This is a genomic window from Halomonas sp. C10-5 (assembly GCF_057169305.1).
This window is the reverse complement of record NZ_CP175665.1, coordinates 1,967,921-1,993,674: the sequence shown is the minus strand read 5'-3', so window position 1 is coordinate 1,993,674 and position 25,754 is coordinate 1,967,921. Positions and strand designations below refer to the sequence as shown.

The window sequence follows — 25,754 nt, the reverse complement described above, 5'->3', positions numbered from 1 at the left end:
AGTCGGTGCATAGAATGGAAATTTCAAGGCTTCGTACAAGCAACCACAGTGCCTACAGGCTTTATTATCATCTGGTGCTGTCAATGAAGTATCGCCACAAGTGCTTGACGGGGCCGATGCTGGAGCGTCTGGAAGAGATGCTGCGCGACCTGCTATCCCGATGGGGCGGCGAGCTGGTCGAGTTTGGCGGCGAAGCCGACCATGTGCACCTGCTGTTTGAGGTGCCGCCGACCGTGAAACCGTCCGATCTGGTAAAGAACCTGAAATCCGTCACTGCCCGTCGCATGCGCAAAGAGTTCGCGGCCGAATTGGCGCCCTACTACTGGAAACCCTACTTCTGGAACCGGGCCTATGCCCTGATCAGTGTCGGCGGCCGGGCCAGCATCGAAACGCTGCTTCGCTACATCGAAAACCAGGACGACCCTCGCAAGCTCGGGCAGCCGCTTAACTAACGCATCACGCTTCGCGTCGATGCGTAGGATGCGCGGCCGATTTGCTCAATGCACCGTGCTCGACCGCGGACTCGCTGAATGAACAGGCCCGTGACTGGCCGGCGCCCACGCCACTTGAGCCCACTCCAAGCTCACTGCACCTTAAAGTCGCGCTGCTGGAAGCGGGACTGGAGCGCCTCGGGCTCGTACAGCGCGACGATAGCGGTCCGGGTCACTGGCACCCCCCCGGAGTGGCCCGAAAGCGTGCCGCCCGGCGCGTCCTTCATGGAGGTGCTGGTGGAGCGTGGGCTGGGGCAGGACGACGGTGTTGACCTGGTGATCTATCTTGATCAGCTGATGGACGACGACATCAAGGCGTTGTGGCAGCGGCTGATGGCGGCGGACACGGGGACAGGAGAGTCGCCCCGGGTCTGGGAAACCCAGGACCGCGAACCCTGGCCGAGGCCGGATTGGTAGCTCGGTTGCCGTGGCCCGGGCGTTCAAGCAACCCAACAAGGAATACGACATGAGACACCTCGGACGATCAATCGGCCTGGCACTCTGCACCGGCGCCATGACCCTGGCCTCGGCGCAGGCTCTGGCCAACGAGATCCACGGAAGCCTGGATGGCGAGGAGCGCGAGTGGCATGTGGTGACCCATGCCGAGGGCTCGACGGCCAACTACCACGAGCTGATGCCCGGCATGCTCAACGTCACCATCCAGGGGCATCGGGAGGAGAAGTTCGCGACCCAGGGCACGCTGAGCATCGATTTCATGGTGATGCAGGGGTCGCCAGGTGCCGCCTCGGTGACCTATTTTCCCGAACCCAGCATGGTGCCGCATTATGGTACCGAGACGGAGGTGCCCATCGAGCTCGAGGTGCTGGAACTCGAGGGCGACAGCGGGCGCGCCAAGGGGCGGGTCAGCACTTCGTTGGCCTATGTGGAATCGATGCAGAGTTCCCACGACGCGGATAACAGCATCGACCTCGACGTCGAGTTCGACGTGACCCTGGTGCGCGAAGAACTGGAGCTGTAGACAGCGGTGTGAGCGAGGTTAGCCGCCGCGTGGCGTCCGGCGGCGGCTCACCTCGCTGTCACGGCTTCAGGCGGTACCCGGTGCGGAAGATCCAGGCCACCAGGGCGATGGCCGCCCCCAGGAACAGCAGGATCATGGCCAGGCTGACCAGCGGGCTGACGTCGCTTATGCCGTAGAAGCTCCAGCGGAAGCCGCTGACCAGATAGACCACGGGATTGGCCAGGGTCACCGCCTGCCAGAAGGGCGGCAGCATATCGATGGAGTAGAAGGTGCCGCCGAGGAAGGTGAGCGGGGTGATCACCAGCAGTGGCACCAGCTGCAGCTTCTCGAAGCCGTCGGCCCAGATGCCGATGATGAAACCCAGCAGGCTGAAGGTCGCCGCCGTCAGCACCAGGAACAGTACCATCATCAGCGGATGCTCGATGGAGTAGGGCACGAACAGCCGTGCGGTGGCCAGCACGATAAGGCCCAGGATCAGCGACTTGCTGGCCGCCGCTCCCACGTAGCCGACCACCACTTCCCAGTAGGACATGGGTGCCGAGAGCACCTCGTAGATGGTCCCCGAGAAGCGCGGAAAGAAGATCCCGAAGGAGGCGTTGGAGACGCTCTGGGTGAGCAGCATCAGCATGATCAGCCCGGGCACGATGAAGGCGCCGTAGCTCACACCGTCCACCTCGCTGATTCGCGAGCCGATGGCGGCGCCGAACACCACGAAGTAGAGTGAGGTCGAGAGCACCGGCGAGACGATGCTCTGCAGCACGGTACGCAGGCTGCGCGCCATCTCGGCCAGGTAGAGGGTCTTCACGGATTCGAGGTTCACGCTGTCTCCTTGACCAGGCTGACGAAGATCTCCTCCAGGGAGCTCTGGCGAGTGTGCAGGTCCTTGACCGCGATGCCGGCCCCCTCCAGGTCGGCGAGCAGCTCGGCGATGCCGGTACCGTCGTCCTCGCCCGCCTCGGCGTCATAGGTGTAGACCAGGGCGTGGCCCTCCTCGGTCAGCGTCAAGCCATGGCCCGAGAGGCGTTGCGGCACCTCCACCAGCGGGTCGCGCAGGTGGATCGTCAGCTCCTTGCGCCCCAGCTTCTGCATCAGCGCCTGCTTGTCCTCCACCAGCACCAGCTCACCGGAGCGGATCACCCCGATGCGGTCGGCCATCTCCTCAGCCTCCTCGATATAGTGCGTGGTGAGGATGATGGTGACACCGCTGTTGCGCAGCTGGCGCACCACTTCCCACATGTCGCGGCGCAGGGCCACGTCGACCCCGGCGGTGGGCTCGTCGAGGAACAGGATCTCCGGCTCGTGGGCCAGCGCCTTGGCGATCAGCACCCGGCGCTTCATGCCCCCGGAGAGGGTGATCATGCGGTTATGGCGCTTTTCCCACAGCGACAGCGAGCGCAACACCTTCTCGATATGCGCCGGATCGGGGGGCTTGCCGAACAGTCCGCGGCTGAAGCTCACCGTGTCCCACACCTTGATGAAGGCGTCGTTGGTCAGCTCCTGGGGCACCAGGCCGATACGCGCCCGAGCCTCGCGGAACTGGCGCACGTTGTCATAGCCATCGACCAGCACCCGCCCACGGCTGGGGTTGACCAGTCCGCATATCACGCTGATCAGGGTGGTCTTGCCCGCTCCGTTGGGACCGAGGAGGGCGAAGATCTCGCCACGGCGGATCTCCAGGTCGATGTCGCGCAGCGCCTCGAAGCCGCCGGCAAAGCTCTTGCCGAGCCCCTCGACACGGATCACGGCCTCACTCAAGGGTGATGTCCCCGTCGAAGGTCAGTGCCAGGCTGAGGCCGTCCACCTCCACGGTGACCCGTGCCGGAAGACGCTCGTTGCCCTGCAGGTGGCCTGCCTCGAGACCTTCGGCCACCGCCTTCTCGATCTCCTGCTGGGTGGTCACGCCGACGTTCTTGAGCAGCTTGCGAATGCTGTGCTGGAAGGTGTCCTGGTCCATGGTGGGCTCCTTTAGCAAGAGAGGATGAACACCCATCCTACCGCTACTGATCGAGGCTGTCGCCTCGTCGCCGATGGCACTCAGGCTGGAGATGGCATTGTAGGAGGGAGGCTCCGCCTCGCGACTGGCGCCGTCAGGCGCCCCGGTGGTGTTGCCAATCTGGGTGGCGTCATCCGTGGAGGCCTTCGGCCTCCAGTCGCGATGCGGAGTCGGGCCGCCGAACCGCTCCCTCCTACCGACTGGTTTCACGCCAGTCTGCGATGAACCTAAAAAAAGCGCCCCTTGCGGGGCGCTTCGTTCATCGACTTCGGGGAGAACCCGGGTCACCGCGGACGGTGGCCTACGATGTTGCGAGCATCGGAGTCGAACCTGAGGATATCAGAATACCGCGTATCAGGCTTCCTGGGCGATCGGAATCACGTTGGAAGCGGCGTTCTGATACTCCTCGATCTCGTGGAAGTTCATGTAACGATAGATCTCGCCGGCCATGGCGTCGAACTCGCCCATGTAACGGCGGTATTCGTCGACGGTAGGCAGGCGACCTTCCACGGCGGCCACGGCCGCCAGTTCCGCGGAGGCGAGGTAGACGTTGGCACCGTCGCCCAGGCGGTTCGGGAAGTTACGGGTGGAGGTGGAGACCACGGTGCTCTTGGCGGCAACGCGGGCCTGGTTACCCATGCACAGCGAGCAGCCCGGCATCTCCATGCGCGCACCGGCGCGGCCGTAAATGCCGTAGTAGCCCTCCTCGGTCAGCTGGTGCTGGTCCATCTTGGTCGGCGGGGCCAGCCACAGGCGGGTCTTCAGGCTGCCGGCCGGCTGCTTCTCGAGCAGCTTGCCCGCGGCACGGAAGTGACCGATGTTGGTCATGCACGAGCCGATGAACACCTCGTCGATCTTCTCGCCGGCCACCTCGGAGAGCAGGCGGGCGTCGTCAGGGTCGTTCGGCGCGCAGAGTACCGGCTCCTTGAGCTCCTCGAGGTCGATCTCGATGACTTCGGCGTACTCGGCGTCCTTGTCGGCGCGCATCAGGCTCGGGTTGGCCAGCCACTCCTCCATGCCCTGGATGCGGCGCTCGATGGTACGGCGGTCGCCGTAGCCATTGGCGATCATCCACTTGAGCAGGGTGATGTTGGATTTCAGGTACTCGCTCACGCTGTCCTCGGACAGGGTGATGGTACAGCCGGCAGCGGAGCGCTCGGCGGAGGCGTCGGAGAGCTCGAAGGCCTGCTCGACGGTGAGGTCCTCAAGGCCCTCGATCTCCAGCACGCGACCGGAGAAGGCGTTCTTCTTGCCGGACTTCTCGACGGTCAGCAGGCCGTTCTTGATGCCGTAGTAGGGAATAGCGTGGACCAGGTCACGCAGGGTGACGCCAGGCTGACGCTTGCCCTTGAAGCGCACCAGCACCGACTCCGGCATGTCCAGCGGCATCACGCCGGTGGCGGCGGCGAAGGCCACCAGGCCCGAGCCTGCCGGGAAGGAGATGCCCAGCGGGAAACGGGTGTGGGAGTCGCCACCGGTACCCACGGTGTCCGGCAGCAGCATGCGGTTCAGCCAGCTGTGGATGATACCGTCGCCCGGACGCAGCGAGACGCCGCCGCGGTTCATGATGAAGTCGGGCAGGGTGTGGTGGGTATCCACGTCGACCGGCTTCGGATAGGCGGCAGTGTGGCAGAAGGACTGCATCACCAGGTCGGCCTGGAAGCCGAGGCAGGCGAGGTCCTTGAGCTCGTCACGGGTCATCGGCCCCGTGGTGTCCTGAGAGCCCACGGTGGTCATCTTCGGCTCGCAGTACATGCCCGGGCGCACGCCCTCCATGCCGCAGGCCTTGCCGACCATCTTCTGGGCCAGGGTATAGCCCTTGCCGGTGTCGGCGGGCTGCTCCGGCAGGCGGAAGACGTCGGAGGGGGCCAGGCCCAGAGACTCACGCGCCTTGGTGGTCAGACCACGGCCGATGATCAGCGGGATACGGCCACCGGCGCGCACCTCATCAAGGATCACCTGGGTCTTGAGCTCGAAGGTGGTCAGCACCTCGTCGGTGCCGTGCTTGCAGACCTTGCCTTCGTAGGGGTAGACGTCGATGACGTCGCCCATCTCCATCTTGGAGACGTCCATCTCGACGGGCAGGGCGCCGGAATCTTCCATGGTGTTGAAGAAGATCGGGGCAATCTTGCCGCCGAAGCAGAAACCGCCGGCGCGCTTGTTCGGCACGTTGGAGATGTCGTCGCCGAAGAACCACAGCACCGAGTTGGTGGCGGACTTGCGCGAGGAGCCGGTACCGACCACGTCACCGACATAGGCGACCGGGAAGCCTTTGGCCTTCACTTCCTGGATCTGCTTGAGCGGGCCCTTGACGCCGGGCTCCTCGGGCTCGATGCCATCACGCTCGTTCTTGAGCATGGCGTTGGCGTGCACCGGGATATCGGGGCGTGACCAGGCATCCGGAGCGGGGGAGAGGTCGTCGGTATTGGTCTCGCCCGGCACCTTGAACACGGTCAGGGTGATCTTCTCTTCCAGGGCGGGCTTGGAGAGGAACCACTCTGCGTCGGCCCAGGACTGAATGACATCCTTGGCCACGGCGTTGCCCGCCTTGGCACGCTCTTCCACGTCATGGAAGGCGTCGAACATCAGCAGGGTGTGCTTAAGCTGCTCGCCCACTTCCTTGGCCAGTTCGGCCTCGTCGAGCAGCTCGACCATGGAGACGATGTTGTAGCCGCCCTGCATGGTGCCCAGCAGCTTGACTGCGTGGATCTTGTCGATCAGCGGCGACTCGGCTTCGCCCTTGGCGATGGCGGTCAGGAAGCCGGCCTTGACGTAGGCAGCCTCATCGACGCCCGGGGGTACGCGATTGGTCAGCAGGTCGAGGATGAACTCCTCCTCACCAGCCGGCGGGTTCTTCAGCAGCTCGACCAGGGCGGCGACCTGCTCGGCGTTCAGCGGCTTAGGCGGCACGCCTTCGGCGGCACGCTCCTCGACATGTTGGCGATAGGCTTCAAGCACGTTAGGGCCCTCATTGCTAGTGGGGCCAGAGTGTCGCGACCCGGCAAGAAAAGCATCGCCGGAACAAGCCTCTGGCGCGTGGAACAGGGGTGTGAACTCCCGTCTCAGGTGGCGGCGATTCTACGCGAGACTGTCGACAATGTTAAGCGAGGCCCATGCTGCCGGGCCTTGCACTTTGGTCGGCGGCGTGTGGGTTGGGCTACAGGAAACTCCCCCTTGGGGCAGGTCCTAAGAGACTTTGGGGTCTGGCCCCACAGGGAAGTCACAGCTCCAGGCTGAGTTGGCGCCGGGCGTCGGCCTCCACCAGTCGGGTGCCGACACCCAGCAGGCGCACCGGCCGGCGACCGCGCTCCCAGGCCTGTTCCAGCAGGCGCGCATAATTCTCCGCTGTCGGTGCCAGGCCCCGGCTCTCCAGGGTGGTCAGGCTGAAGTCGTCGAAGCGCACCTTGATCACGATACCGGAGAGGGGCGGGTGGCCGTGGCGGGCCAGACGTTCCTCCAGCTTCTCGCAGAGCGGCACCAATGCCTCCCGGCAGTGAGCCAGGTCGGGCAGGTCGTGGGCGAAGGTGGTCTCCACGCTCACCGACTTGCGCTCACGTTCGACCCTCACCGGCCGGTCGTCGATGCCGCGGGCCAGCTCGAAGAGGCGCTTGCCGAACTTGCCGAACTCCTCGACCAGCCGCTCCAGGGGCAGTTCACGCAACTCGGCGCAGGTACTGATGCCCAGCGCATCCAGCCTTGCCCCGGTTGCTGGGCCGACGCCATGGAGCTTCTTCACCGGCAGGGCAGTGATGAAGTCATCGACACGCTCGGGGGTAATCACCGTGAGGCCATCGGGCTTCTCCCAGTCGCTGGCGATCTTGGCCAGGAACTTGCTGGGTGCTGCACCCACCGAAACGGTGATGCCGGTGCGCCTGAGGCTTTCCTGCTTGATCCATTGCGCCATCCAGGTGGCGCTACCCGAGAAACGCTCAACGCCGGTGACATCGAGGAAGGCCTCGTCCAGCGAGAGTGGCTCTACCAGCGGGGTGAGCTCGTGGAAGATCGCCTGGATCTGGCGGGAGACCTCGCGGTACTTGTCGAAGTCACCGCGCAGCAGGGTGAGGTGAGGACAAAGGCGCAGGGCGCGCGCCGTGGGCATCGCCGAATGGATGCCGAAGGCGCGTGCCGGATAGTTGCAGGTAGCGATCACCCCGCGCCGCTCGACACTCCCGCCGATGGCCAAAGGGATGTCGCGCAGCGCCGGGTTGTCGCGCATCTCCACTGCCGCATAGAAACAGTCGCAGTCGGCGTGGAGGATCTTGCGCTCAGGAGAGCGACTGACCGTTACCGCCACGAATCACGCCCACGCCGATACCCTCAATTTCCAGCGGATCATGTCGCAGATCCAGCTCGATGGGAGCGAACTCGGGGTTCTCTGCTACCAGGGTCACCCGGTGGCCCTTGCGCTCGAAGCGCTTGACCGTGACTTCCTCCTCCAGGCGTGCCACCACGATCTGACCGTTGCGCACCCGGTCGGTCCGGTGCACGGCGAGCAGGTCACCCTCCAGGATCCCTACGTCCTTCATCGAGAGGCCGCGAACGCGCAGCAGGTAGTCGGCCCGGGGCGTGAAGTATTCGGGGGGTAACGGGCAGTAGCGATCGATATGCTCGGCGGCCAGGATCGGGCTACCGGCGGCGACCTCGCCGATGATCGGCAGGCCCTGGGATGATGGCTCCTCGCTGGCGGTATCTGTCTCAGCTTCCTGGGCGGGCAGGCGGATGCCCCGTGAGGTGCCGGCGATCATGCGGATGGCACCCTTGCGCTCCAGGGCACGCAGGTGCTCCTCGGCGGCATTGGGCGAGCGGAAGCCCAGGGCGCGGGCGATTTCGGCGCGTGTCGGCGGGTAACCGAGCTCGTGCATGGTCTTGACGATGAAGTCGTAGACGTTCTGCTGGCGCTGTGTCAGGGGGCGAGCCATGGGTCCTCCAGTGCGGATGGCGTAACCGTATTGATCAAGTATACAGCATGTTGTTCCGTACAGTCATATTTCACCTCGTTTCAAACGCTGCGTGGGGCCAGCGTTGAGCCGTAACGTGCGTCTGACGTAGAATTGAGCCACGTTTGAAACAATTGTTTATAACCAGGCGCTCCATCCATGGCACAGAACGATACCGTCACCCGGATCCTCGACACGGCCGAAGTGCTATTCGCCGAACGTGGCTTCGCCGAGACGTCGCTGCGCACGATTACCAGCAAAGCCAAGGTCAATCTGGCGGCAGTGAACTACCACTTCGGTTCCAAGAAATCGCTGATCCAGTCGGTCTTCGCACGCTACCTCGATCCCTTTACCGAGCGCTTTCACCGCGCTCTGGACGAGCTCGAGGCGCGCTACGCCGGCAAGACCATCCCGCTGGAGGAGCTGCTCGAGACCATGGCCCGCTGCGTGCTCGAGGTGCCGGCGGAGCGTAACAGCCTCAAAGTGTTCATGCGCCTGCTGGGCCTCGCCTACAGCCAGGCCCAGGGCCACCTGCGGCGCTATATCCAGGAGGAGTACGGCGGGGTCTTCACCCGCTTTACCGCCCTGATCCGCCAGGCGACCCCGGAGCTTCCCGATGCCGAACGCTTCTGGCGCCTGCACTTCATGCTCGGCACGGTGATCTTCACGCTCTCGGGCCTCGATGCCCTGCGCGATATCGCCGAGAAGGATTACGACGAGCATGTCACCGTGCGTGACCTCGTTCGTCGCCTGCGTCCCGTGGTGGTCGCCGCCATGCAGGCGCCGTTGCCGGCACCGGCGCCGGCCGGCGCTCAGGAGGCCTGACATGACTGACAGCAACCCCCGGTCTCACCCGCAGCCCCAGCCGCTGGGTCCGGTGATGCTCGACCTCGAGGGAACGCGCCTGACGCCCGACGAACACCAGCTGCTGTGTCGGCCCGAGGTCGGTGGGGTCATCCTGTTCGCCCGCAATGTCGAGTCTGCCACCCAGGTTCGCGAACTGTGTGAAGCGATCCGTGCCGTGCGCCCCAACCTGCTGATCGGTATCGACCAGGAGGGGGGGCGAGTGCAGCGCATTCGCCAGGGTGTGACCCGCCTGCCCACCATGCGTCGTCTGGGTCGCGACGTCGCCAGCCACCCCGAGGTCACCCGACGCCTGTGCCAGGATGCCGGCTGGCTGCTGGGCATGGAGATGGCTGCCTGTGGTATCGATATCACCTTTGCCCCGGTGCTCGATGTCGATGGCGGCACCTCCACGGTGATCGGTGATCGCAGCTTCTCGAGCTACCCCGAGACCGTGGCGGCACTGGCCGGAGCCTTCGTCGATGGCCTGCACGAGGCCGGCCTGGTAGCGGTGGGCAAGCACTTCCCCGGGCACGGCAGCGTGGCGGCGGATTCCCACCACGAGCTGCCGGTGGACGAACGTTCGCTGGAGGCGCTGCGCGCCCACGACCTGGTGCCCTTCGAACGCCTGGCGGGCCAGCTCGACGCCGTGATGCCCGCCCATGTGGTGTATTCAGCCTTCGACCCACGTCCTGCCGGCTTCTCGCCCGCCTGGCTGGGCATGTTGCGCGAGAGCCTGGGCTTCAAGGGGGTGATCTTCTCCGACGACCTGAGCATGGCCGGTGCGGCCTCGGCGGGCTCTCCCGGCGAGCGGGCGCTGGCTGCGCTCTCCGCGGGCTGCGACATGCTGCTGGTCTGCAATGATCGGCAGGCCGCTCTGGAGGTGCTCGACGCCTGTCGTGATCACCGCCCTGCGCCGCGCCTGTCGAAGCTGCGCTTCGCCCGTGCCCGCCCGGCACTCGAGAGCCTGCCGGCGCTCTCCCGCTGGCGCCGCCTGCACGCCCACCTCGAGGCCATGGGGGCAGACCCCAAAGCAAGCTGAGGGGGCTGCCCCCACATTCGATTCAACCACGAGATTTGTTGCCGATGTCCAGACTCGACCCCGAGATCCATCAGTCGTTGACCGATATGCGCGAGCTGATGGCCAGCGCCGATTGCCTGATCAGCCAGGAGGAGGTCGAGCGCGCACTCGACCGCATGGCCGAGGAGATCACCCGTGACCTGGGTGACAAGCTGCCGGTGTTCTACTGCGTGATGAACGGCGGGCTGATCACTACTGGCCACCTGCTGACCCGCCTCGGTTTCCCGCTGGAGGTGGACTACATCCACGCCACCCGCTACCGCGGCAAGACCCGCGGCGGCGAGCTGTTCTGGCGTGTCTCGCCGGAGGTCCCCATGGCCGGGCGCCATGTGGTGATCGTCGACGATATCCTCGACGAGGGAGCGACCCTGGCCGCCATCCTCGACTACTGCCGTGAGGCGGGAGCGGCCAGCATCACCACCGCGGTGCTGGTCGACAAGCAGCACGACCGCAAGGCAGTGCCTGGCCTCAAGGCCGACTACTGCAGCCTGGAAGTCGCCGACCGCTATGTGTTCGGCTTCGGCATGGATATCAAGGGCTACTGGCGCAACGCCCCGGGGATCTTTGCGCCCAAGGGGATGTGACCCGGGCGCAGCCCGGGAGCTGTAAACCTTAAGCCGCAAGCTATAAAAAACCCCACGGGCCGAGAGGCTCGTGGGGTTTTGTTATCTGCTTTCGACTCTTACCTAGGCCGCTCGGTGTCTACTTCAAGCCGAGCTCGTGGGTCGCTTCCTCGCGCATCTTGAACTTCTGGATCTTGCCGGTGACGGTCATCGGGAACTCGTCGACGAACTTCACGTAGCGCGGGACCTTGTAGTGGGCGATCTGGCCCTTGCAGAACGCCTTGAGGCCTTCCTCGTCGAGCTCCTGGCCGTCGGCGAGCTTGACCCAGGCCATCACCTCCTCGCCGTACTTCTCGTCAGGCACGCCGATCACCTGCACGTCGGAGATCGCCGGGTGGGTGTAGAGGAAGTCCTCGATCTCGCGGGGATAGATGTTCTCGCCGCCGCGGATGATCATGTCCTTGATGCGCCCGACGATGGCCACGTAGCCCTCGTCATCCATGGTCGCCAGGTCACCGGTGTGCATCCAGCCGGCCTCGTCGATGGACTTGTCGGTGGCCTCGGGGTTGTTCCAGTAGCCGAGCATCACGCTGTAGCCACGGGTGCACAGCTCGCCGGTCTCGCCGCGGGGCACCACGGCGCCGGTCTCCGGGCTCACCAGCTTCACCTCCAGATGCGGATGGATGGTACCCACCGTGGTGACGCGCTTCTCCAGCGGGGCGTCGGTCTGGGTCTGGAAGCTTACCGGGCTGGTCTCGGTCATGCCGTAGCAGATGGTGACGTCCTGCATGTTCATGCGGTCGATCACCTTGCGCATCACCTCGATGGGGCAGATGGAGCCCGCCATGATGCCGGTACGCAGGTTCGAAAGGTCGAAGTTCTCGAACTCCGGGTGCTCCAGCTCGGCAATGAACATGGTGGGCACGCCGTAGAGGGCGGTGGCCTTCTCCTCGGAGACCGCGCGCAGGGTCTGTTCGGGGTCGAAGCCGTCGCCCGGGTAGATCATGGTGGCGCCGTGGGTCACGCAGCCCAGGTTGCCCATCACCATGCCGAAGCAGTGGTAGAGCGGCACCGGGATGACCATGCGGTCCTCCTCGGTGAGCGCCATGGTGCGCGCCACGAAGAAGCCGTTGTTGAGGATGTTGTGGTGCGAAAGGGTGGCCCCCTTGGGTGCACCGGTGGTGCCGGAGGTGTACTGGATATTGATCGGGTCGTCGAACTGCAGGGTGGCCTGCACCTCGGCCAGGTGCTCGGCGGAGACTTCATCGGCATGGGCCAGCATCGACTGCCAGCTGAACATGCCGGTCAGCGCGCGGTCGGCATCCAGGCAGATCACCCGCTTGAGCTCGGGCAGCTTGGCGCTCTTGAAGGTGCCGGGGCCACCGTCGCGCAGCTCCGGGGCCAGCTCGGCCAGGGTCGCCACATAGTCTGAGGTCTTGAACATGCCCTGCAGGACCAGCGTTGCGGCACCGGACTGCTTGAGCGCGTACTCCAGCTCATGGGTGCGGTAGCTGGGGTTGATGTTGACCAGGATGGCGCCGATCTTCGCCGTGGCGAACTGGGTGATGGTCCACTCGGCGCAGTTCGGCGACCAGATACCGACCCGCTCACCCTTCTTCACGCCCAGAGCGAGCAGGGCACGGGCGGCCTCGTCCACCGCCGCCTGCAGCTCCTTCCAGGTGTAGCGCAGACCCTGGTGGCGGCTCAGCAGAGCGTCGCGGTCCGGGAAGCGGGCCACGGTGTCGTCGAAGCAGTCACCGATGGTCTGACCCTTGAGTGGGGTGTCGCTGATGCCGCTGACGTAGCTGATCGGATTGTGTTGGCGTGTCATGAGCGTGTCTCGCGATTGTTGTGGCCTGGAATTGTTGGGCGTTGGGATACCACGTTCATGATCCTGGCGGGTGGCTGGCTCAGTCCTTCTGATCACCGAGGCTTGCCAGCACGTCCCGGGCGCGGCGCTCGACATCGTCGAGCTCGAGCTGCATCAGCCGGATATCTTCCAGCTGGCGCTCCAGGTTGGCGCGCTTGTCGGCCAGGATCTCGAGAAGACGCCGCAGCTGACGCCGATTCCCGTCGGGCATGGCGTCGTACATCATCACCACCTCGCGGATCTCGGCCAGCGAGAAGCCCAGGCGCTTGCCACGCAGGGTCAGCTTCAGGCGCACGCGATCCTTCTCATTGTAGATGCGAGTCTGACCACGCCGCTCCGGGGCCAGCAGGCCCTCCTGCTCATAGAAGCGGATGGTGCGTGTGGTCACCTCGAACATCTTGGCCAGCTCGCCGATGCTGTAGGTGCGCCGCTGACGGGGCAGGGGGCCATCCTGAGCGGTAGCGGGAGCCGGGGTGGAGGGTGGTTGAGTCATGAGCGTCTTCCGTTTTTATTGGCAAGCGGAGCGTTGCTCGCCCGCCTGCTGGCAACACTAGCCGAGGTTTACGTTAACGTAAAGTGCTTGTTCGACCATGGGGTGATATGGGATAAACCAAGCAAGTGCTAGGTTGGTGCCATTGCAGCGCACCGCGAAGCACATCACTGTGGTGTCACAAGAATGTTGATGGCGACTTTTCATAACAACGAGACGACGAGGAACCTTCCATGGACTTCTCCTTGACCGACGACCAGAAGGCGCTGGCTCAGGCCGCCGCCGACTTCGCCCGGGCCGAGCTCAGCGATCACGCCGCCGAGTGGGACGCCAATGCCCACTTTCCCGTCGATGTGATCCGCCGCGCCGGGGAGGCCGGCTTCCTGGGCATCTACACCCCGGAGGAGCACGGCGGGCTGGGACTCTCGCGCCTCGACGCCTCGCTGATCTTCGAACAGCTCGCCCAGGGCTGCGTCGCCACCACCGCCTATCTCACCATCCACAACATGGTGGCCTGGATGATCGCCAACTGGGGCGACGATGCCCTGCGCGAGGCCTGGGTGCCCGCCATGGTAGCCGGTGAGGCGCTCGGCTCCTACTGCCTCACCGAGCCCGGTGCCGGTTCCGACGCCGCCAGCCTGCGCACCAAGGCGGTTCGCGAGGGCGACGAATATGTCATTTCCGGCAGCAAGATGTTCATCTCCGGTGCCGGGGCCACCGAGGTGTTGGTGGTGATGGCCCGCACCGGCGCGCCGGACAGCGGCGCCGGCGGTGTCTCCGCCATCGTGGTGCCTGCCGATGCTTCCGGCATCGAGTATGGCAAGAACGAGGAGAAGATGGGCTGGAAGAGCCAGCCGACCCGCCTGGTCAGTTTCGATGGCGTGCGTGTACCGGTGACCAACCGCCTGGGTGAGGAGGGCGAAGGCTTCAAGTTCGCCATGAAAGGCCTCGACGGCGGCCGCCTGAATATCGCCAGCTGCTCGCTCGGTGCCGCCCAGCAGGCGCTGACGCTTTCTCGCGACTACCTGGCCGAGCGTAAGCAGTTCGGTCGCGAGCTCAACCAGTTTCAGGCACTGCAGTTCAAGCTCGCGGACATGGCCACCGAGCTCACCGCTGCCCGGTTGATGGTGCGCCAGGCCGCCTGGCGCCTGGACAACAACGACCCCGAGGCCCCCGCCCACTGTGCCATGGCCAAGCGCTTTGCCACCGACATGGGTTTCCATGTCTGCAACGAGGCCCTGCAGCTGCATGGCGGCTATGGTTATATCCGCGAGTACCCTCTGGAGCGGCTGGTGCGCGACACCCGCGTGCATCAGATCCTCGAGGGAACCAACGAGATCATGCGCCTGATCGTTGCCCGGCGCCTGCTCGCCGACGGTGTGATCGAATCGCTGCAATAAGCTCGCTTAAAAAACAAGGAGTCCAGGATGTCGGATCTTCCCGTGATCTTCGACGAGCTGCCCACCGCCTGCGGTGGACTTATCGGCGTCGCCACCCTCAACGCCCCGCGTTCGCTCAACTCGCTGTCGCTGGAGATGGCGCGTCAGCTCGAAGCCAAGCTCGACGCCTGGGCGGTGGACCGTAATATCGTCGCCGTATGGCTCGAGGGCAGCGGCGAGAAGGCTTTCTGCGCCGGCGGTGATGTGGTCGCCCTCTACCGTGCCTTGACCGAGGAGGGCGAGAACCGCGGCTCGGGTCGTGACAGTGAACTTCCCGCTACCTACTTCACCGTGGAGTATCGCCTCGACTACCGCATCCACACCTACCCCAAGCCGGTGATGGTGTGGGCCGACGGTATCGTGATGGGCGGTGGTCTCGGGCTGACCGCCGGTGCCTCTCACCGTATCGTCACCGAGACCACGCTGATCGCCATGCCCGAGATCACCATCGGGCTCTACCCGGACATCGGGGCCAGCTGGTTCCTCAATCGCATGCCGCCCGGGGTGGGTGCCTACCTGGGTCTCACCGGCGCGCAGCTCAACGCCCGTGACGCCCTGGATGTGGGCCTGGCCGACCGCTTCGTGCCCCGCGAACGGCGTGCAGCAGTGCTCGAGGCCCTGGGTGAGGCCGACTTCGGCGATCGCAGCGCCCAGGCTCGCCGCGCCGCTGTTCAGGCCGTGCTCGACCGCTTCGAGGCCCGTGACCAGGCCCCGGCGGGACAGGTGCAGCCGCATCAGGACACCCTTCAGGCGCTGGTCGGCAATGTCGACGTCGAGACCGCCGTGGCGCGGATCCTGGCCGACGACAGCAACGACAAGTGGCTCGCCGCCAACCGCGCGCGCCTCGCCGCCGGCTGTCCGATTAGCGCCCACCTGGTGTGGCGCATGCTCCAGCGCCACGCTCATACCAGTCTCGCCGACGCCTTCCGCGATGAGTTGGTGCTCTCGGTGCAGTGCGGCCGGCTTGGCGACTTCACCGAAGGCGTGCGCGCGCTACTGATCGACAAGGACAAGAATCCCCAGTGGACCTACAGCGACGTCGCTAGCGTCCCGCAGACCTTCATCGACGCCATGTTCCAGTCCCCCTGGTCCAGCGAAGAGCACCCGCTGCGTGATCTTGGCTGGGGTCATCGGGTGGGGTAGTGCCCTTCGGGGTCAGGCCCCTCAGTAAACAGGGGGGCCTGACCCCGCCTATCACTTAATAATCACAAGGAGCCAACCATGAAAATCGCCTTTATCGGTCTCGGCAACATGGGCTCGCCCATGGCCAGCAACCTGGTCAACGCCGGGCACGATGTCACCGTCTTTGATCTGGTCGAGAGCGCCATGCAGGCGCTGGAGAGCGAGGGTGCCAAGCGCGCCGACAGCGCCGAGGGCGCGGCCAAAGGGGCGGAAGTGGTCATCTCGATGCTGCCCGCCGGCGTCCACGTCAAGGGGCTCTACCTGGGCCGCGACGGTGCCCCCGGCCTGCTCGAGGCGTTGGAAGCCAAGCCGCTGATCATCGACGCGTCCACCATCTCCCCGGAGGATGCCCGCACGGTAGCCGCTGCGGCCAAGGAGAAGGGCCTGACCTGGCTCGACGCCCCGGTCTCCGGCGGCGTGGGCGGCGCCAAGGCTGGCACCCTGACCTTTATCGTCGGTGGCGAGGCGGCCGGTTTCGAGCAGGCCAAGCCGGTGCTCGAGGCCATGGGCAAGAACATCTTCCACGCCGGCGACAGTGGTGCCGGCCAGGTCGCCAAGATCTGCAACAACATGCTGCTCGGCATCCTGATGAGCGGCACCGCAGAAGCCCTGGCGCTGGGCGTCAAGAACGGCATGGATCCGGCGGTGCTTTCCGAGATCATGAAGCAGAGCAGCGGCGGCAACTGGGCGCTCAACGTCTACAATCCCTGGCCCGGCGTAATGGAAGGCTCCGCCGCCAGCCGCGACTACCAGGGCGGCTTCCTCACCGACCTGATGGCCAAGGACCTCGGCCTCGCCTGGGAACTGGCGCTGGGCTCCAAGGCCACCGTGCCCATGGGCTCACAGGCCCGCAACCTCTTCGCCCTGCACAGCGCCCAGGGCAATGGCGCCATCGACTTCTCCAGCATTCAGAAGCTCTACAGGGCAGGGGAGTAGCCTTCCAGCAGGTATAGGCATCTGATACGAAGCCGGCTTCGCCGCGCGAAGGGAGCAGCCTGCCGCCAGCTGCCCTGTGCATATGGTGGGAGGCCGGCTCTGCCGGACGAGGGCACCGGCAGAGCCCAGGTAGTGTTGCCAGGCTCAGAGGTGTTTAACGAGCAGGCCACCGGCTTCTATTCGTCGAGACGTCGATTCGCTGGGGATCCCCGGCCTCCCACCGCAAGAGTTACCGGCTTCCTGCCATGCCTCGCTGGCCTCCTTCCACAGGCCTCAGAATGCCTGGCGTTCCTGCTCGGCGGGTTGGTCTCGTGCCGACATGAAGTCCGCCGAGACGCCTGGGCCATCGAACCAGCTTTCCCACGACCAACCGACCGGAGTGATGATCCGTGTGCGGCCGATGGCGATGATCTCCACACGTTTGACGTCCTCCGGCAGGGCGACGGCCTTCGGGAGCCGAACCGCCTGGCTGCGATTGGTCTTGAACACTGCTCACTGTTCCAAGGTGCGGCTCCTTGAGGTTGTGGAAGGTGTGCCATTCAATCCTGGCCGGATGTGGGGAGGTGTCAACGGGATATGGCATGGCGGTTGCCACCAAGGTCTAACGCTCTCCTATCCGGTCTCGGTTCGCGCTACCATGACGTTTTAACGTTATCTTCACCCGGTGAGACGCGAACCGATCATGTCCGAGACCCTGACCGAGCCTGTTGCCGTGTCTGATGCTGCCGTGGCCGATGCCGAGGCGCTGCTTTCTGCCGAGCTGCTGGAATTTCTGGGCTGCCGCACGCCCGATGCATGGGTGGCGTGGGCGCTGGAGAACCCCGAGCTACTGCTGATCGACCACGCCCAGTGTGAGAAGAAGGCGGCTTCCACCGCCATGAGCCTGCTCTACCGCTATGTCGATCAGCCGCTGCTGCTCACCAAGATGAGCCAGCTGGCCCGCGAGGAGCTGCTGCACTTCGAGCAGGTGGTCAAGCTGATGGAAGCTCGTGGCATCGCCTACCGGCACCTGAGCGCCTCGCGCTATGCCGAGGGACTTCGCCGCCATGTGCGGCCCGCCGACCCTGAGCGGCTGATCGATATCCTGATCATCGGCGCGCTGATCGAGGCGCGCAGCTGCGAGCGCTTCGCCCGCCTGATTCCCCACCTCGATGCCGAGCTTGCCAAGTTCTATCGCACTCTGGTTAAGTCGGAGGGCCGCCACTATGAGGACTACCTGATGCTGGCTCAGCACCTGAGTACCGCGCCGGTCGAGTCCCGAATCGCCTTCTTCGCCGAGCGCGAGGCGGCGCTGATACAAGAGCCGGATACGGCCTTTCGTTTTCACAGCGGTGTGCCGGCCTGATCCCGGCCTGCCGCTCAGGACGCAGGAATACCATGATGCGGGATGCTTCCGACGTCGCCGATACCCCCACTTCGGCTCGGCTGACACTCTTCGGCCACTTCTCGCTGTGTCTCGGCGAGGACACCTTCACCCAGTTCAGCTATGACAAGGTCAAGGCACTACTGGTCTACCTGCTGCTGCACCATCAGCCGGTTAGCCGAGCCACCCTGGCCGAGTTGCTGTGGCCCGACCAGGGCCTCTCTTCGGGGCGCACCAACCTGCGTCACGCGCTGCACTGCCTCCGCCAGTCGCTGGGCGATCACGCCGACGAGGTTCTGGTGGTGTCGCGCCAGACCATCGCCTTCCAGCTGCCCCAGAGCTGGAGTCTCGACCTCCACGACATCCAGCAGCTGCTCGACGGCGAGCGCGACCTGCCGACCCTGGCTTCCATGCTCCAGCACTATCAGGGCGACCTGGTAGAAGAGCTGCAGATCACTAACTGCCCTGAGTTCCAACGCTGGCTGGTGCAGGTTCGCAACGACTGGCGTCAGCGCGTGATCCGCTTCTCGGAGGCGCTGCTCGAACGTTATGAGAGCGTGCCCGATGAGCTGCTCGAAGGTCTGGTCAACCGCTTCTCCGGCTACGGGCCCTTCCATGAGCGACTGGTCCGCCAGCTCGCCGAGCAGGGTCAGCTGGCCGCAGCTCATGAGCAGTACAACGCCTATCTGCAGCTCCTGGCGCTCTCGGGGCAGCAGCCCGAGGCCGGCTTCCTGCAGCTGGCCCGCTATTGGTCCGATGTTCAGGCCGACACCGCTGGCGCCGGCAGCGTAGGTTTCTCGCGCACCATGGCGGCGGACAGCTCGCCGCTGCGCGAGGACGAGATCGAGCAGCGTCAGCTTTCGGTGATGGCCATACGGCTGCGTCTCAAGGCCGACCTCTCGACCCGTCCCTCCAGCCGTGCCTGCCTGATGCTGCAGTTCGAGCTGATGCGCTGGCTGGAGGAGCAGTGTCACCACCTGGGCGGCTTCTGGCTGCCCGGCGCCACCGGTGGCCTGGGCCTGGCCTGCTTCGGCACCCACGGTCCAGCGCATCAGCTGGCCGAGCTGGTGGCGCTCTACGAGCACTGTCGGCGCATGCTGCCGGAGGAGTCCGCGCGTCACTGGACGGGGGAGGGCGAGCCGCCGCGGGTGAAGCTCGCCGCCGGCCTCAACAGCGGTCGCGTGATCTACCTGCCCGAGCGTCGTCTGGTCGACCCGCTGGGTCAGGTTACCCAAGGCTCCCTGGATCTGATGAGCGCCGCCGAAGGCAGCGAGCTGGTGATCTCCCAGGAGGCCAGCCAGCACATGCCGCCGGCGCTGGACCTGCAGCCGCGGCTGAGCTCGCGGCTGGTGGCCAGCGACGGCCGCGTGCGGCTGCGCGCTCTCGTGCTGGGGGCGAATGATGGCGGGCGTGAGGCGCTGCCTCCCAGCCTGATCGGCCGCGAGACACACCTGCGCACCCTGCGCGATGCCCTGGCCCGCGCCGGCATCGGCCTGCGCCAGAGCGTGCTGGTCCGTGGCCCCTCGGGGATGGGCAAGTCGGCGCTGATGGTGGGCTTCCGTCAGCTTGAGCAGAGCCGCGACGCTGCCATCTGCTGGCAGCCCACCACGCGCCTCTCGGTGCAGGAGCCCCATGGCGTAGCACGCAAGCTGCTGCGCTGGCACCTGGGGCATGACCTGGATGCCGAGAGCCTGGCTGCCCTGCGTCAGCGGCTAGAAATACCGACACTCGATGAGCTGTCCAGCGAGTTGCTCGAGGAGGCGCTGGGCGCCCGCGAGGCCCGTGCCGGGGCCGAACTTACCCAGAGCGGCGAAGCAGTGGAGCTGGTGGTCGGCCTGGTGCAGCGCCTGATCGGCCAGATTGCCGCCGAGCGCACTCTGGTGCTGATGATCGACGATCTGCAGTGGCTCGACGAGCCCAGCGTCAAGGTGCTGGCCGGCCTCCAGGCACGCCTGCCGATCAACTGCGGCTTCATGCTGGTGGCCAGTCACCACGGCCGCGAAGGTCTGCCCGCCAAGCTGCACTGGGACCACCAGATTACCCTCGGCAAGCTCGATGCCATGCAGTCCTCGCGGCTGCTCTCCCAGCTGGCCCGCCGCTATCGGCTGCACCTCAGCCCACGGCTGCGCGGCCAGATCATCGAACGCTGCGATGGCGTGCCGTTGTACCTTCAGGAGATCGTGCGCCGCGTCGACATGGACCGCCGCGAAGGGCGCAGCGTGCAGCTCGACGAACTGCCCCACGGCCTGCTCGGCCTGCTCGCCAGCCGCATTGACCAGCTCGACGGCGACCGCGAAGTGGCGCATGTGGCCGCGGTGCTGGGCCGGCGCTTCCGCTACGACTTCCTGGCCGAGTGCAGCGAGCTCGAAGGCGCGCGCCTGACCCAGGCCCTGGAGCAGATGCGCCGCCTGGAGATCATCGAGCCCGTGGAGGGCGATGACGCCGGCCGCGAGTTCCAGTTCACCCACCAACTGCTGCAGGAAGCGGCCTACCTCTCCTGCCCGCGGGACGTGCGTACCGCCATCCACCGCCAGGTTGTCGAGCTCATCGAGGAGCGTTTCCCGATGTGGATCGGCCGCCACCCGGGAGACTTCGCCACCCACCTGCGGCGGAGCGGCCAGTACGCCCGCGGCGCGCGCTACTACGAGCTCGCCGCCCGCGAGGCACTCAAGGTCAGCGCTAACCGTACTGCCATGAAAATGGCCGACCTGGGCCTGGCCAGCTTGCGCCAGGTGGCGGGCCAGGCCGAGCGCGAGATCAGCCTGCTCACCGTGCGCGGCCAGGCCGCCTTCGCCCTGGAGGGGCACGGCTCGCGCACCGCCCACGAGAGCTTCGTGCGTGCCCGCGAGCTGATCAAGGCGCTGGCCGAGGAGGGTGAGAGCGTCGATCTGGAGCAGGCCTTCCTGGTCAAGTGGGGGCTGTGGGTGGGCTGCAGCCAGCGTCACGCCCATGCCGATGCCTTCCGGCTAGCCGCTGCGCTGGCAGACATCGCCAGGCAGCTCGAGGATCCACGCTATTCGCGCCTCGCCGAGTACGCCCAGGCCAGCTGCGAGTACTGGGCCGGGCGTATCCCGCTCGCCTATGACCACCTCGACGAGATCAATCCGCTCGAATCACCGATGATGATCGAGTGGCTGCCCTTCTCCGACCACCCCCAGGTGGCGGCGGCCTGCTTCCAGGGCTGGGCGCTCTGCCTGCGGGGCGACTACCGCCGCGCCGAGACCCAGGTGGAGTCGGCCACTCGCCTTGCCGAACGCATCGGCCACCCTGGCAGCCTAGCCATGGCGCTGATGTACGCCGCCGCACTTTACCGGCAGTTGGGCCACGTGCACCTGGCAGCGGCTCGCGCCGAGCGTGCCCAGGCGCTGACAGGGACTCCCGACCTGCACCTGTGGCAGATGGCCGCTCGCGGCGTGCTCGGCTGGCAGCGTGCCATCGCCGGCGATCGCGACGGCCTTGCCCAGATCGAGGCCACCCAGGAGGAGCTCACCGAGCTCACCGGCCGCGATCCCTACACCCGGCCCTCGCTGTGGTTGGTGGACGCCTGCATCGCCCTGGGCGAATTCGGACGCGCCGAGGACTACCTCGACCAGGCGCTGGTCCTCGCCCGCGAGCGCACCACGCTGTTCGTGCCGGAACTCGCCGTGCAGCTGGTGCGTGTGCGCCACCGCCTGGGTCATCCCCGCGAGGAGCTTGTCGCCCTGATCCAGCTGGCCCTGACCCACGCCCGCGAGGACGGCAACCTCCACCAGCAGATCGGCGCCCTGGAGGCCTGGCTTACCCTGATCGACCCCGCCGACGCCGGCGTCCGTCAGGAGTTCCGCCAACTCCTCGCTGAAGTCAGCTACAGCGATGCTCCCATCCTCACCCGCTGGCACAGCCTGCTCGACCGCGCCCAGCCGAGGGCGGTGGATATCGCGCATTAATCTCGGATTGGGGGCATACCCGGGATTCTATTTCGGGGTTGCCCCCAATGGGGGCAGAGGCTCCGGCCTGCCGAACAGGAAGCCCTGGAAGCGTTGGCAGCCACGGGCCTTCAGCCAGTGGTGCTGTTCCTCGGTCTCCACGCCCTCGGCGGTGACCTCGAGCCCCAGGCGGTTGGCCAGCGTCAGAGTGGTGTCGACGATGGCCATGTCGGCGGGGTCATAGGGAATACCGGCGACGAAGCTGCCATCGATCTTCAGTTCGTGCAGGCTCAGCCGCTTGAGGTAGTTGAGCGACGAGTAGCCGGTGCCGAAGTCGTCCAGTGACAGGCGCACGCCCAGGTCGCGCAGTTCGCTCAGCCGCTGGCTGACGCACTCCGGGTTCTGCATCAGCAGTGACTCGGTGACTTCGAGTACCAGCCGCCGCGGTGGGGCGCCGGTGGCGTCCAGGATCTTCCTGAGCTCGGCGACGAATGCCTCCTCGCTGAACTGCACCGGGCTGACGTTGACCGAGATCGCCTGCTCGGCCTGTACGGGATCGCTGGCCCACTCGGCCAGACGATGGCAGGCGGTCTCCACCACCCAGCGCCCGATCGGCACGATCAGCCCGGTCTCCTCGGCCAGCGGAATGAATTCCGCCGGCGAGATCATTCCCTGCTGCGGGTGTGCCCAGCGCAGCAGCGCCTCCCGGCCCGAGACTTCGCCGCGCTCGTCCACCTGGACCTGGTAGAAGAGCCTGAGCTCGTCGCGCTGCAGGGCGCGGCGCAGGTCCGCCTCCAGTCGCACCTGGCGATTCACCGCGGCCTGCACCGCATCGTCGAAGAAGCGCAGCCGGTTACCGCCGGCGGCCTTGGCCTGGCCCACCGCCATGTCCGCCTGCTGCAGGGCGGTGTCGGGGGAGGGCGCCTCGCCATCGAACAGCGAGACCCCGACGCTGCCCGTGATGCCCAGGTCGGCCACCTCCGGCGTCTGAGCGGCGACGATGGCGGAGAGCAACCGCTCACCCAGCCGCTCGACCCGCTGGGCGGCCTGGTCGGCACGTTGGCCGAGGTCGTCCACCAGCACGGCGAACTCGTCGGCGCCCAGGTGGGCGAGGAAGGTCGTGGTGCCGCCCAGCACCTCCTCGAACTGCTCGGAGAGCTGGAACAGCAGTTCGTCCCCCTCGCGGTGGCTGCGGGTGTCGTTGATGCGCTTGAAGCGGTCCAGGTCGATCAGCAGCAGGGCGGTGTAGCGGTGCGCCGCAGGAGGCGTATCGAGTCGCCGGTGCAGCTGCTCCATGAGGTGACGACGATTGGGCAGGCCGGTGAGGGAGTCGTAGAGGGTCAAGCGGCGGTTATCCTCGCGCACCTGGCGGATGGCTGCCAGGTGGTCCTGCACCCGGCGGCGCAGCTTGAGGTTGCCGACCATCGCCAGGCCCATCAGGACACTGGAGCCGATCAGCGCCCAGCCCAGCCATTTCGGCACCGGGCGCCGCCCGTCGCCGCTTCGCCAGCTCTCCAGGGCCTGGTGGTAGGGGGAGCCGGGTTGGCGCTTCCAGCTCAGGAGCTGCGCATCCACCTGTTCCAGCAGTGTTGTATCCCGGCCCGGCGGGGCGGCGAAGAAAAGCCGTGAGGGCTCGAACATGATGGGGCTGGCCGTCAGCCCGTAGCGCGGGGCTTGCCAGCCACCGAAGAGGTGGTTGCTCACCACCGCGTCCGTCGTCCCCTGCTGCACGCTGGTGAAGCCTTCCCGGAAGCCTTCCAGCGCCACCAGCTTGGCCTCGATGCCGAAGCTCTCGAGCATCCGTGCCATGGAGCGCTGCTGCATCGAGTCCTCCAGTACCGCGATGCGCAGCCCCGCGAGGTCGAGCATACCCTCGATCTCGAGCGCTGGGCGATGGTAGAGCTGCGACCAGCTGTGCAGCACTGGCACCCGATGGAAGGTGAAGCGCTCGGCACGCGTCGCGGTCCAGGCCACGTCCGGCATCAGATCTAGCTTGCCGGCTTCCAGCATCGCCAGGCACTCTTGCCAGGTGCACGTCACGGGCTCCAGCTGCCAGTCGTTCTCCTCGGCCAGTGCGACCGCCAGGTCGCCGAAGATGCCGCTGGGCTCGCCATCCTCGCCTGACTGGATCTTGGGCGGGTTGTGGTAGATGCCGATGCGCACCGGCGCCGCCCCCAAGGCGAGTGGAGAGACGAGGGGAGCGGTGGCCAGCAGCGTCGCCAGCAGGGCGATGGTCATCGGCCGAACCCGCGGCATTAGGACGGCGCGGGCTGGGCGGTAAGGCAGGTGCATCCATTCACCGTTGTTGTTGGAGCGGCACACTCACTTATAGCAGAGCGACGGCAGGCGCTGGTTAGAATTTCGGCGACCTCTCAGCCTGCTTCGCGCGGCCGCGGGCAGTGAGCAAGGCCACACAACTCGTCCCTGGGCCCGTATAATGTGGCGCTGACTGTTCCTCACGGCTTGAAAGGATTCCCCATGAAGATCGCCATCGCGGGTACCGGCTACGTCGGCCTCTCCAACGCCATGCTGCTCGCCCAGCACAATCAGGTCGTAGCGCTGGATATCGTTCCCGAGAAGGTCGAGGCGCTCAACGCGGGCCGCTCGCCCATCGAGGATGCCGAGATCAGCGACTTCCTGGCCCACCGCGAGCTCGACTTCACGGCCACCCTGGACAAGCAGGTTGCCTACCGCGACGCGGACTTTGTCGTCATCGCCACGCCCACCGACTACGATCCGATGACCAACACCTTCAACACCTCCAGCGTCGAGGCGGTGATCCAGGATGTGATGGCCATCAACCCGGCGGCAGTGATGGTGATCAAGTCCACCGTGCCGGTGGGCTACACCGTGGAGGCCAGCCGGCGCTTCGGTACCCAGAACCTGCTCTTCTCGCCGGAGTTCCTGCGCGAGGGCAGGGCGCTCTACGACAACCTGCACCCGTCGCGGATCATCGTCGGCGAGCGCTCGGCTCGCGCCGAGACCTTCGCCGAGCTGCTCAAGCAGGGCGCCGAGAAGCAGGCCATCCCGGTGCTCTTCACCAACAGCACCGAGGCCGAGGCAACCAAGCTCTTCGCCAATACCTATCTCGCCATGCGCGTGGCCTATTTCAACGAGCTGGATACCTACGCCGAGACCCACGGCCTCGACACCCGTCAGATCATCGAAGGCGTGGGCCTGGACCCGCGCATCGGCAAGCACTACAACAATCCCAGCTTCGGCTACGGCGGCTATTGCCTGCCCAAGGACACCAAGCAGCTGCTGGCCAACTACCAGGATGTGCCGAGCAACATGATCCAGGCGGTGGTGGATGCCAACCGGACTCGCAAGGACTTCATCGCCGAGCAGGTGTTGGCGCGCAAGCCAGGCGTGGTGGGGATCTACCGACTGATCATGAAGACCGGCTCCGACAACTTCCGGGCCAGCGCCATGCAGGGGGTGATGAAGCGCATCAAGGCCAAGGGCATCGAGGTAATCGTCTATGAGCCGGTGCTGGAGGAGGAGACCTTCTACGGCTCCCGAGTGCTGCGCGACTTCGCGGCCTTCAAGGCCGAGGCCGATGTGATCCTGAGCAACCGCATGGCGGAAGAACTCGCCGATGTGGCAGACAAGGTGTACACGCGGGATCTGTTCGGCAGCGACTGAGGCGGGGTAGAACTTGGGGCTAAGGTGCTGGTGCCCC

The 25,754-nt window shown here is 65.9% G+C and carries 22 protein-coding genes; 12 read left to right on the top strand and 10 right to left on the bottom strand.

Annotated elements, in window-relative coordinates; genetic code table 11:
* Window positions 1-14: 14 nt before the first annotated feature.
* The 3 genes from tnpA to ACJ7IV_RS09250 all read left to right on the top strand — a co-directional run bounded on the left by tnpA (window position 15) and on the right by ACJ7IV_RS09250 (window position 1,470).
* Window positions 15-452, top strand: a complete 438-nt coding sequence (tnpA, locus tag ACJ7IV_RS09260; RefSeq protein WP_483864142.1) for an IS200/IS605 family transposase — start codon at window positions 15-17, stop codon at window positions 450-452.
* Between the two features lie 243 nt (window positions 453-695).
* Window positions 696-908: a hypothetical protein gene (locus tag ACJ7IV_RS09255; protein ID WP_483864141.1), complete on the top strand. Its 213-nt coding sequence runs from the start codon at window positions 696-698 to the stop codon at window positions 906-908.
* A gap of 49 nt (window positions 909-957) precedes the next feature.
* On the top strand, window positions 958-1,470 hold the full coding sequence (locus ACJ7IV_RS09250) for a hypothetical protein (protein ID WP_483864140.1): 513 nt from the start codon (window positions 958-960) through the stop codon (window positions 1,468-1,470).
* Between the two features lie 58 nt (window positions 1,471-1,528).
* Here ACJ7IV_RS09250 and ACJ7IV_RS09245 read toward each other — a convergent pair whose 3' ends face one another.
* From ACJ7IV_RS09245 to lexA, 6 genes are all read right to left on the bottom strand, one after another.
* On the bottom strand, window positions 1,529-2,290 hold the full coding sequence (locus tag ACJ7IV_RS09245; RefSeq protein ID WP_428252432.1) for an ABC transporter permease: 762 nt from the start codon (window positions 2,288-2,290) through the stop codon (window positions 1,529-1,531).
* Window positions 2,287-3,225: an ABC transporter ATP-binding protein gene (locus ACJ7IV_RS09240; RefSeq protein WP_483864139.1), complete on the bottom strand. Its 939-nt coding sequence runs from the start codon at window positions 3,223-3,225 to the stop codon at window positions 2,287-2,289. The genes ACJ7IV_RS09245 and ACJ7IV_RS09240 overlap by 4 nt, the downstream gene beginning before the upstream one ends.
* Window positions 3,218-3,424 (bottom strand): DUF6494 family protein, encoded by a 207-nt coding sequence (locus ACJ7IV_RS09235; protein WP_161431938.1) that lies wholly within the window; start codon window positions 3,422-3,424, stop codon window positions 3,218-3,220. The genes ACJ7IV_RS09240 and ACJ7IV_RS09235 overlap by 8 nt, the downstream gene beginning before the upstream one ends.
* A gap of 393 nt (window positions 3,425-3,817) precedes the next feature.
* On the bottom strand, window positions 3,818-6,421 hold the full coding sequence (acnB, locus tag ACJ7IV_RS09230; protein WP_483864138.1) for a bifunctional aconitate hydratase 2/2-methylisocitrate dehydratase: 2,604 nt from the start codon (window positions 6,419-6,421) through the stop codon (window positions 3,818-3,820).
* A 262-nt stretch (window positions 6,422-6,683) separates the two neighbouring features.
* On the bottom strand, window positions 6,684-7,757 hold the full coding sequence (dinB, locus tag ACJ7IV_RS09225; protein WP_483864137.1) for a DNA polymerase IV: 1,074 nt from the start codon (window positions 7,755-7,757) through the stop codon (window positions 6,684-6,686).
* Window positions 7,729-8,382: a transcriptional repressor LexA gene (lexA, locus tag ACJ7IV_RS09220; protein ID WP_483864136.1), complete on the bottom strand. Its 654-nt coding sequence runs from the start codon at window positions 8,380-8,382 to the stop codon at window positions 7,729-7,731. Before lexA ends, dinB begins: the two co-directional genes overlap by 29 nt.
* A 177-nt stretch (window positions 8,383-8,559) precedes the next feature.
* Between lexA and ACJ7IV_RS09215 the strand changes: the two genes are divergently transcribed.
* Genes ACJ7IV_RS09215 through ACJ7IV_RS09205 form a run of 3 tightly spaced genes read left to right on the top strand, consistent with a single transcriptional unit; the run spans window position 8,560 to window position 10,908 of the window.
* Window positions 8,560-9,225 (top strand): TetR/AcrR family transcriptional regulator, encoded by a 666-nt coding sequence (locus ACJ7IV_RS09215; protein WP_483864135.1) that lies wholly within the window; start codon window positions 8,560-8,562, stop codon window positions 9,223-9,225.
* 1 nt (window position 9,226) lies between these two features.
* Complete coding sequence (gene nagZ / locus ACJ7IV_RS09210; RefSeq protein ID WP_483864134.1) at window positions 9,227-10,285, top strand: beta-N-acetylhexosaminidase; 1,059 nt, start codon at window positions 9,227-9,229, stop codon at window positions 10,283-10,285.
* Between the two features lie 44 nt (window positions 10,286-10,329).
* Complete coding sequence (locus ACJ7IV_RS09205; RefSeq protein WP_161431944.1) at window positions 10,330-10,908, top strand: hypoxanthine-guanine phosphoribosyltransferase; 579 nt, start codon at window positions 10,330-10,332, stop codon at window positions 10,906-10,908.
* Between the two features lie 118 nt (window positions 10,909-11,026).
* Here ACJ7IV_RS09205 and ACJ7IV_RS09200 read toward each other — a convergent pair whose 3' ends face one another.
* Together ACJ7IV_RS09200 and ACJ7IV_RS09195 are read right to left on the bottom strand one after the other, a co-directional pair.
* The gene (locus ACJ7IV_RS09200; protein WP_483864133.1) at window positions 11,027-12,718 is read right to left on the bottom strand and encodes an AMP-binding protein; all 1,692 of its coding nucleotides are present in this window, start codon (window positions 12,716-12,718) and stop codon (window positions 11,027-11,029) included.
* 79 nt (window positions 12,719-12,797) lie between these two features.
* On the bottom strand, window positions 12,798-13,250 hold the full coding sequence (locus ACJ7IV_RS09195; RefSeq protein WP_282040846.1) for a MerR family transcriptional regulator: 453 nt from the start codon (window positions 13,248-13,250) through the stop codon (window positions 12,798-12,800).
* 230 nt (window positions 13,251-13,480) lie between these two features.
* Between ACJ7IV_RS09195 and ACJ7IV_RS09190 the strand changes: the two genes are divergently transcribed.
* The 3 genes from ACJ7IV_RS09190 to mmsB all read left to right on the top strand — a co-directional run bounded on the left by ACJ7IV_RS09190 (window position 13,481) and on the right by mmsB (window position 16,804).
* Window positions 13,481-14,647 carry an acyl-CoA dehydrogenase family protein gene (locus ACJ7IV_RS09190; protein ID WP_483864132.1) on the top strand — a complete coding sequence of 389 codons (1,167 nt, stop codon included), beginning with the start codon at window positions 13,481-13,483 and terminating at the stop codon, window positions 14,645-14,647.
* 27 nt (window positions 14,648-14,674) lie between these two features.
* The gene (locus tag ACJ7IV_RS09185; RefSeq protein ID WP_483864131.1) at window positions 14,675-15,829 is read left to right on the top strand and encodes an enoyl-CoA hydratase/isomerase family protein; all 1,155 of its coding nucleotides are present in this window, start codon (window positions 14,675-14,677) and stop codon (window positions 15,827-15,829) included.
* Between the two features lie 78 nt (window positions 15,830-15,907).
* Window positions 15,908-16,804, top strand: a complete 897-nt coding sequence (mmsB, locus tag ACJ7IV_RS09180) for a 3-hydroxyisobutyrate dehydrogenase (RefSeq protein ID WP_483864130.1) — start codon at window positions 15,908-15,910, stop codon at window positions 16,802-16,804.
* A gap of 273 nt (window positions 16,805-17,077) precedes the next feature.
* On the opposite strand, the gene vapB is transcribed toward mmsB, so the two are convergent.
* Complete coding sequence (gene vapB / locus ACJ7IV_RS09175) at window positions 17,078-17,293, bottom strand: type II toxin-antitoxin system VapB family antitoxin (protein ID WP_483864129.1); 216 nt, start codon at window positions 17,291-17,293, stop codon at window positions 17,078-17,080.
* Window positions 17,294-17,486: 193 nt separating this feature from the next.
* Between vapB and ACJ7IV_RS09170 the strand changes: the two genes are divergently transcribed.
* Together ACJ7IV_RS09170 and ACJ7IV_RS09165 are read left to right on the top strand one after the other, a co-directional pair.
* Window positions 17,487-18,149 (top strand): MiaE family protein, encoded by a 663-nt coding sequence (locus ACJ7IV_RS09170; protein WP_483864128.1) that lies wholly within the window; start codon window positions 17,487-17,489, stop codon window positions 18,147-18,149.
* A 35-nt stretch (window positions 18,150-18,184) separates the two neighbouring features.
* Entirely contained in the window at window positions 18,185-22,093 is a 3,909-nt protein-coding gene (locus ACJ7IV_RS09165; protein WP_483864127.1) for an ATP-binding protein, read from the top strand.
* A gap of 27 nt (window positions 22,094-22,120) precedes the next feature.
* On the opposite strand, the gene ACJ7IV_RS09160 is transcribed toward ACJ7IV_RS09165, so the two are convergent.
* Window positions 22,121-24,310 (bottom strand): putative bifunctional diguanylate cyclase/phosphodiesterase, encoded by a 2,190-nt coding sequence (locus ACJ7IV_RS09160; RefSeq protein ID WP_483864126.1) that lies wholly within the window; start codon window positions 24,308-24,310, stop codon window positions 22,121-22,123.
* Window positions 24,311-24,550: 240 nt separating this feature from the next.
* Between ACJ7IV_RS09160 and ACJ7IV_RS09155 the strand changes: the two genes are divergently transcribed.
* On the top strand, window positions 24,551-25,717 hold the full coding sequence (locus tag ACJ7IV_RS09155; protein WP_483864125.1) for a nucleotide sugar dehydrogenase: 1,167 nt from the start codon (window positions 24,551-24,553) through the stop codon (window positions 25,715-25,717).
* Window positions 25,718-25,754 lie beyond the last annotated feature (37 nt).

Excerpts from the sequence above, each read along its gene's own strand:
- ACJ7IV_RS09205 (WP_161431944.1), top strand. The coding sequence starts at position 10,330 with ATGTCCAGACTCGACCCCGAGATCCATCAGTCGTTGACCGATATGCGC.
- ACJ7IV_RS09235 (WP_161431938.1), bottom strand. The coding sequence starts at position 3,424 with ATGGACCAGGACACCTTCCAGCACAGCATTCGCAAGCTGCTCAAGAAC.
- ACJ7IV_RS09165 (WP_483864127.1), top strand. The coding sequence starts at position 18,185 with ATGCGGGATGCTTCCGACGTCGCCGATACCCCCACTTCGGCTCGGCTG.
- ACJ7IV_RS09195 (WP_282040846.1), bottom strand. The coding sequence starts at position 13,250 with ATGACTCAACCACCCTCCACCCCGGCTCCCGCTACCGCTCAGGATGGC.
- nagZ (WP_483864134.1), top strand. The coding sequence starts at position 9,227 with ATGACTGACAGCAACCCCCGGTCTCACCCGCAGCCCCAGCCGCTGGGT.
- ACJ7IV_RS09190 (WP_483864132.1), top strand. The coding sequence starts at position 13,481 with ATGGACTTCTCCTTGACCGACGACCAGAAGGCGCTGGCTCAGGCCGCC.
- ACJ7IV_RS09200 (WP_483864133.1), bottom strand. The coding sequence starts at position 12,718 with ATGACACGCCAACACAATCCGATCAGCTACGTCAGCGGCATCAGCGAC.
- ACJ7IV_RS09155 (WP_483864125.1), top strand. The coding sequence starts at position 24,551 with ATGAAGATCGCCATCGCGGGTACCGGCTACGTCGGCCTCTCCAACGCC.
- mmsB (WP_483864130.1), top strand. The coding sequence starts at position 15,908 with ATGAAAATCGCCTTTATCGGTCTCGGCAACATGGGCTCGCCCATGGCC.
- ACJ7IV_RS09160 (WP_483864126.1), bottom strand. The coding sequence starts at position 24,310 with ATGACCATCGCCCTGCTGGCGACGCTGCTGGCCACCGCTCCCCTCGTC.
- ACJ7IV_RS09215 (WP_483864135.1), top strand. The coding sequence starts at position 8,560 with ATGGCACAGAACGATACCGTCACCCGGATCCTCGACACGGCCGAAGTG.
- ACJ7IV_RS09250 (WP_483864140.1), top strand. The coding sequence starts at position 958 with ATGAGACACCTCGGACGATCAATCGGCCTGGCACTCTGCACCGGCGCC.
- lexA (WP_483864136.1), bottom strand. The coding sequence starts at position 8,382 with ATGGCTCGCCCCCTGACACAGCGCCAGCAGAACGTCTACGACTTCATC.
- tnpA (WP_483864142.1), top strand. The coding sequence starts at position 15 with ATGGAAATTTCAAGGCTTCGTACAAGCAACCACAGTGCCTACAGGCTT.
- ACJ7IV_RS09185 (WP_483864131.1), top strand. The coding sequence starts at position 14,675 with ATGTCGGATCTTCCCGTGATCTTCGACGAGCTGCCCACCGCCTGCGGT.
- ACJ7IV_RS09170 (WP_483864128.1), top strand. The coding sequence starts at position 17,487 with ATGTCCGAGACCCTGACCGAGCCTGTTGCCGTGTCTGATGCTGCCGTG.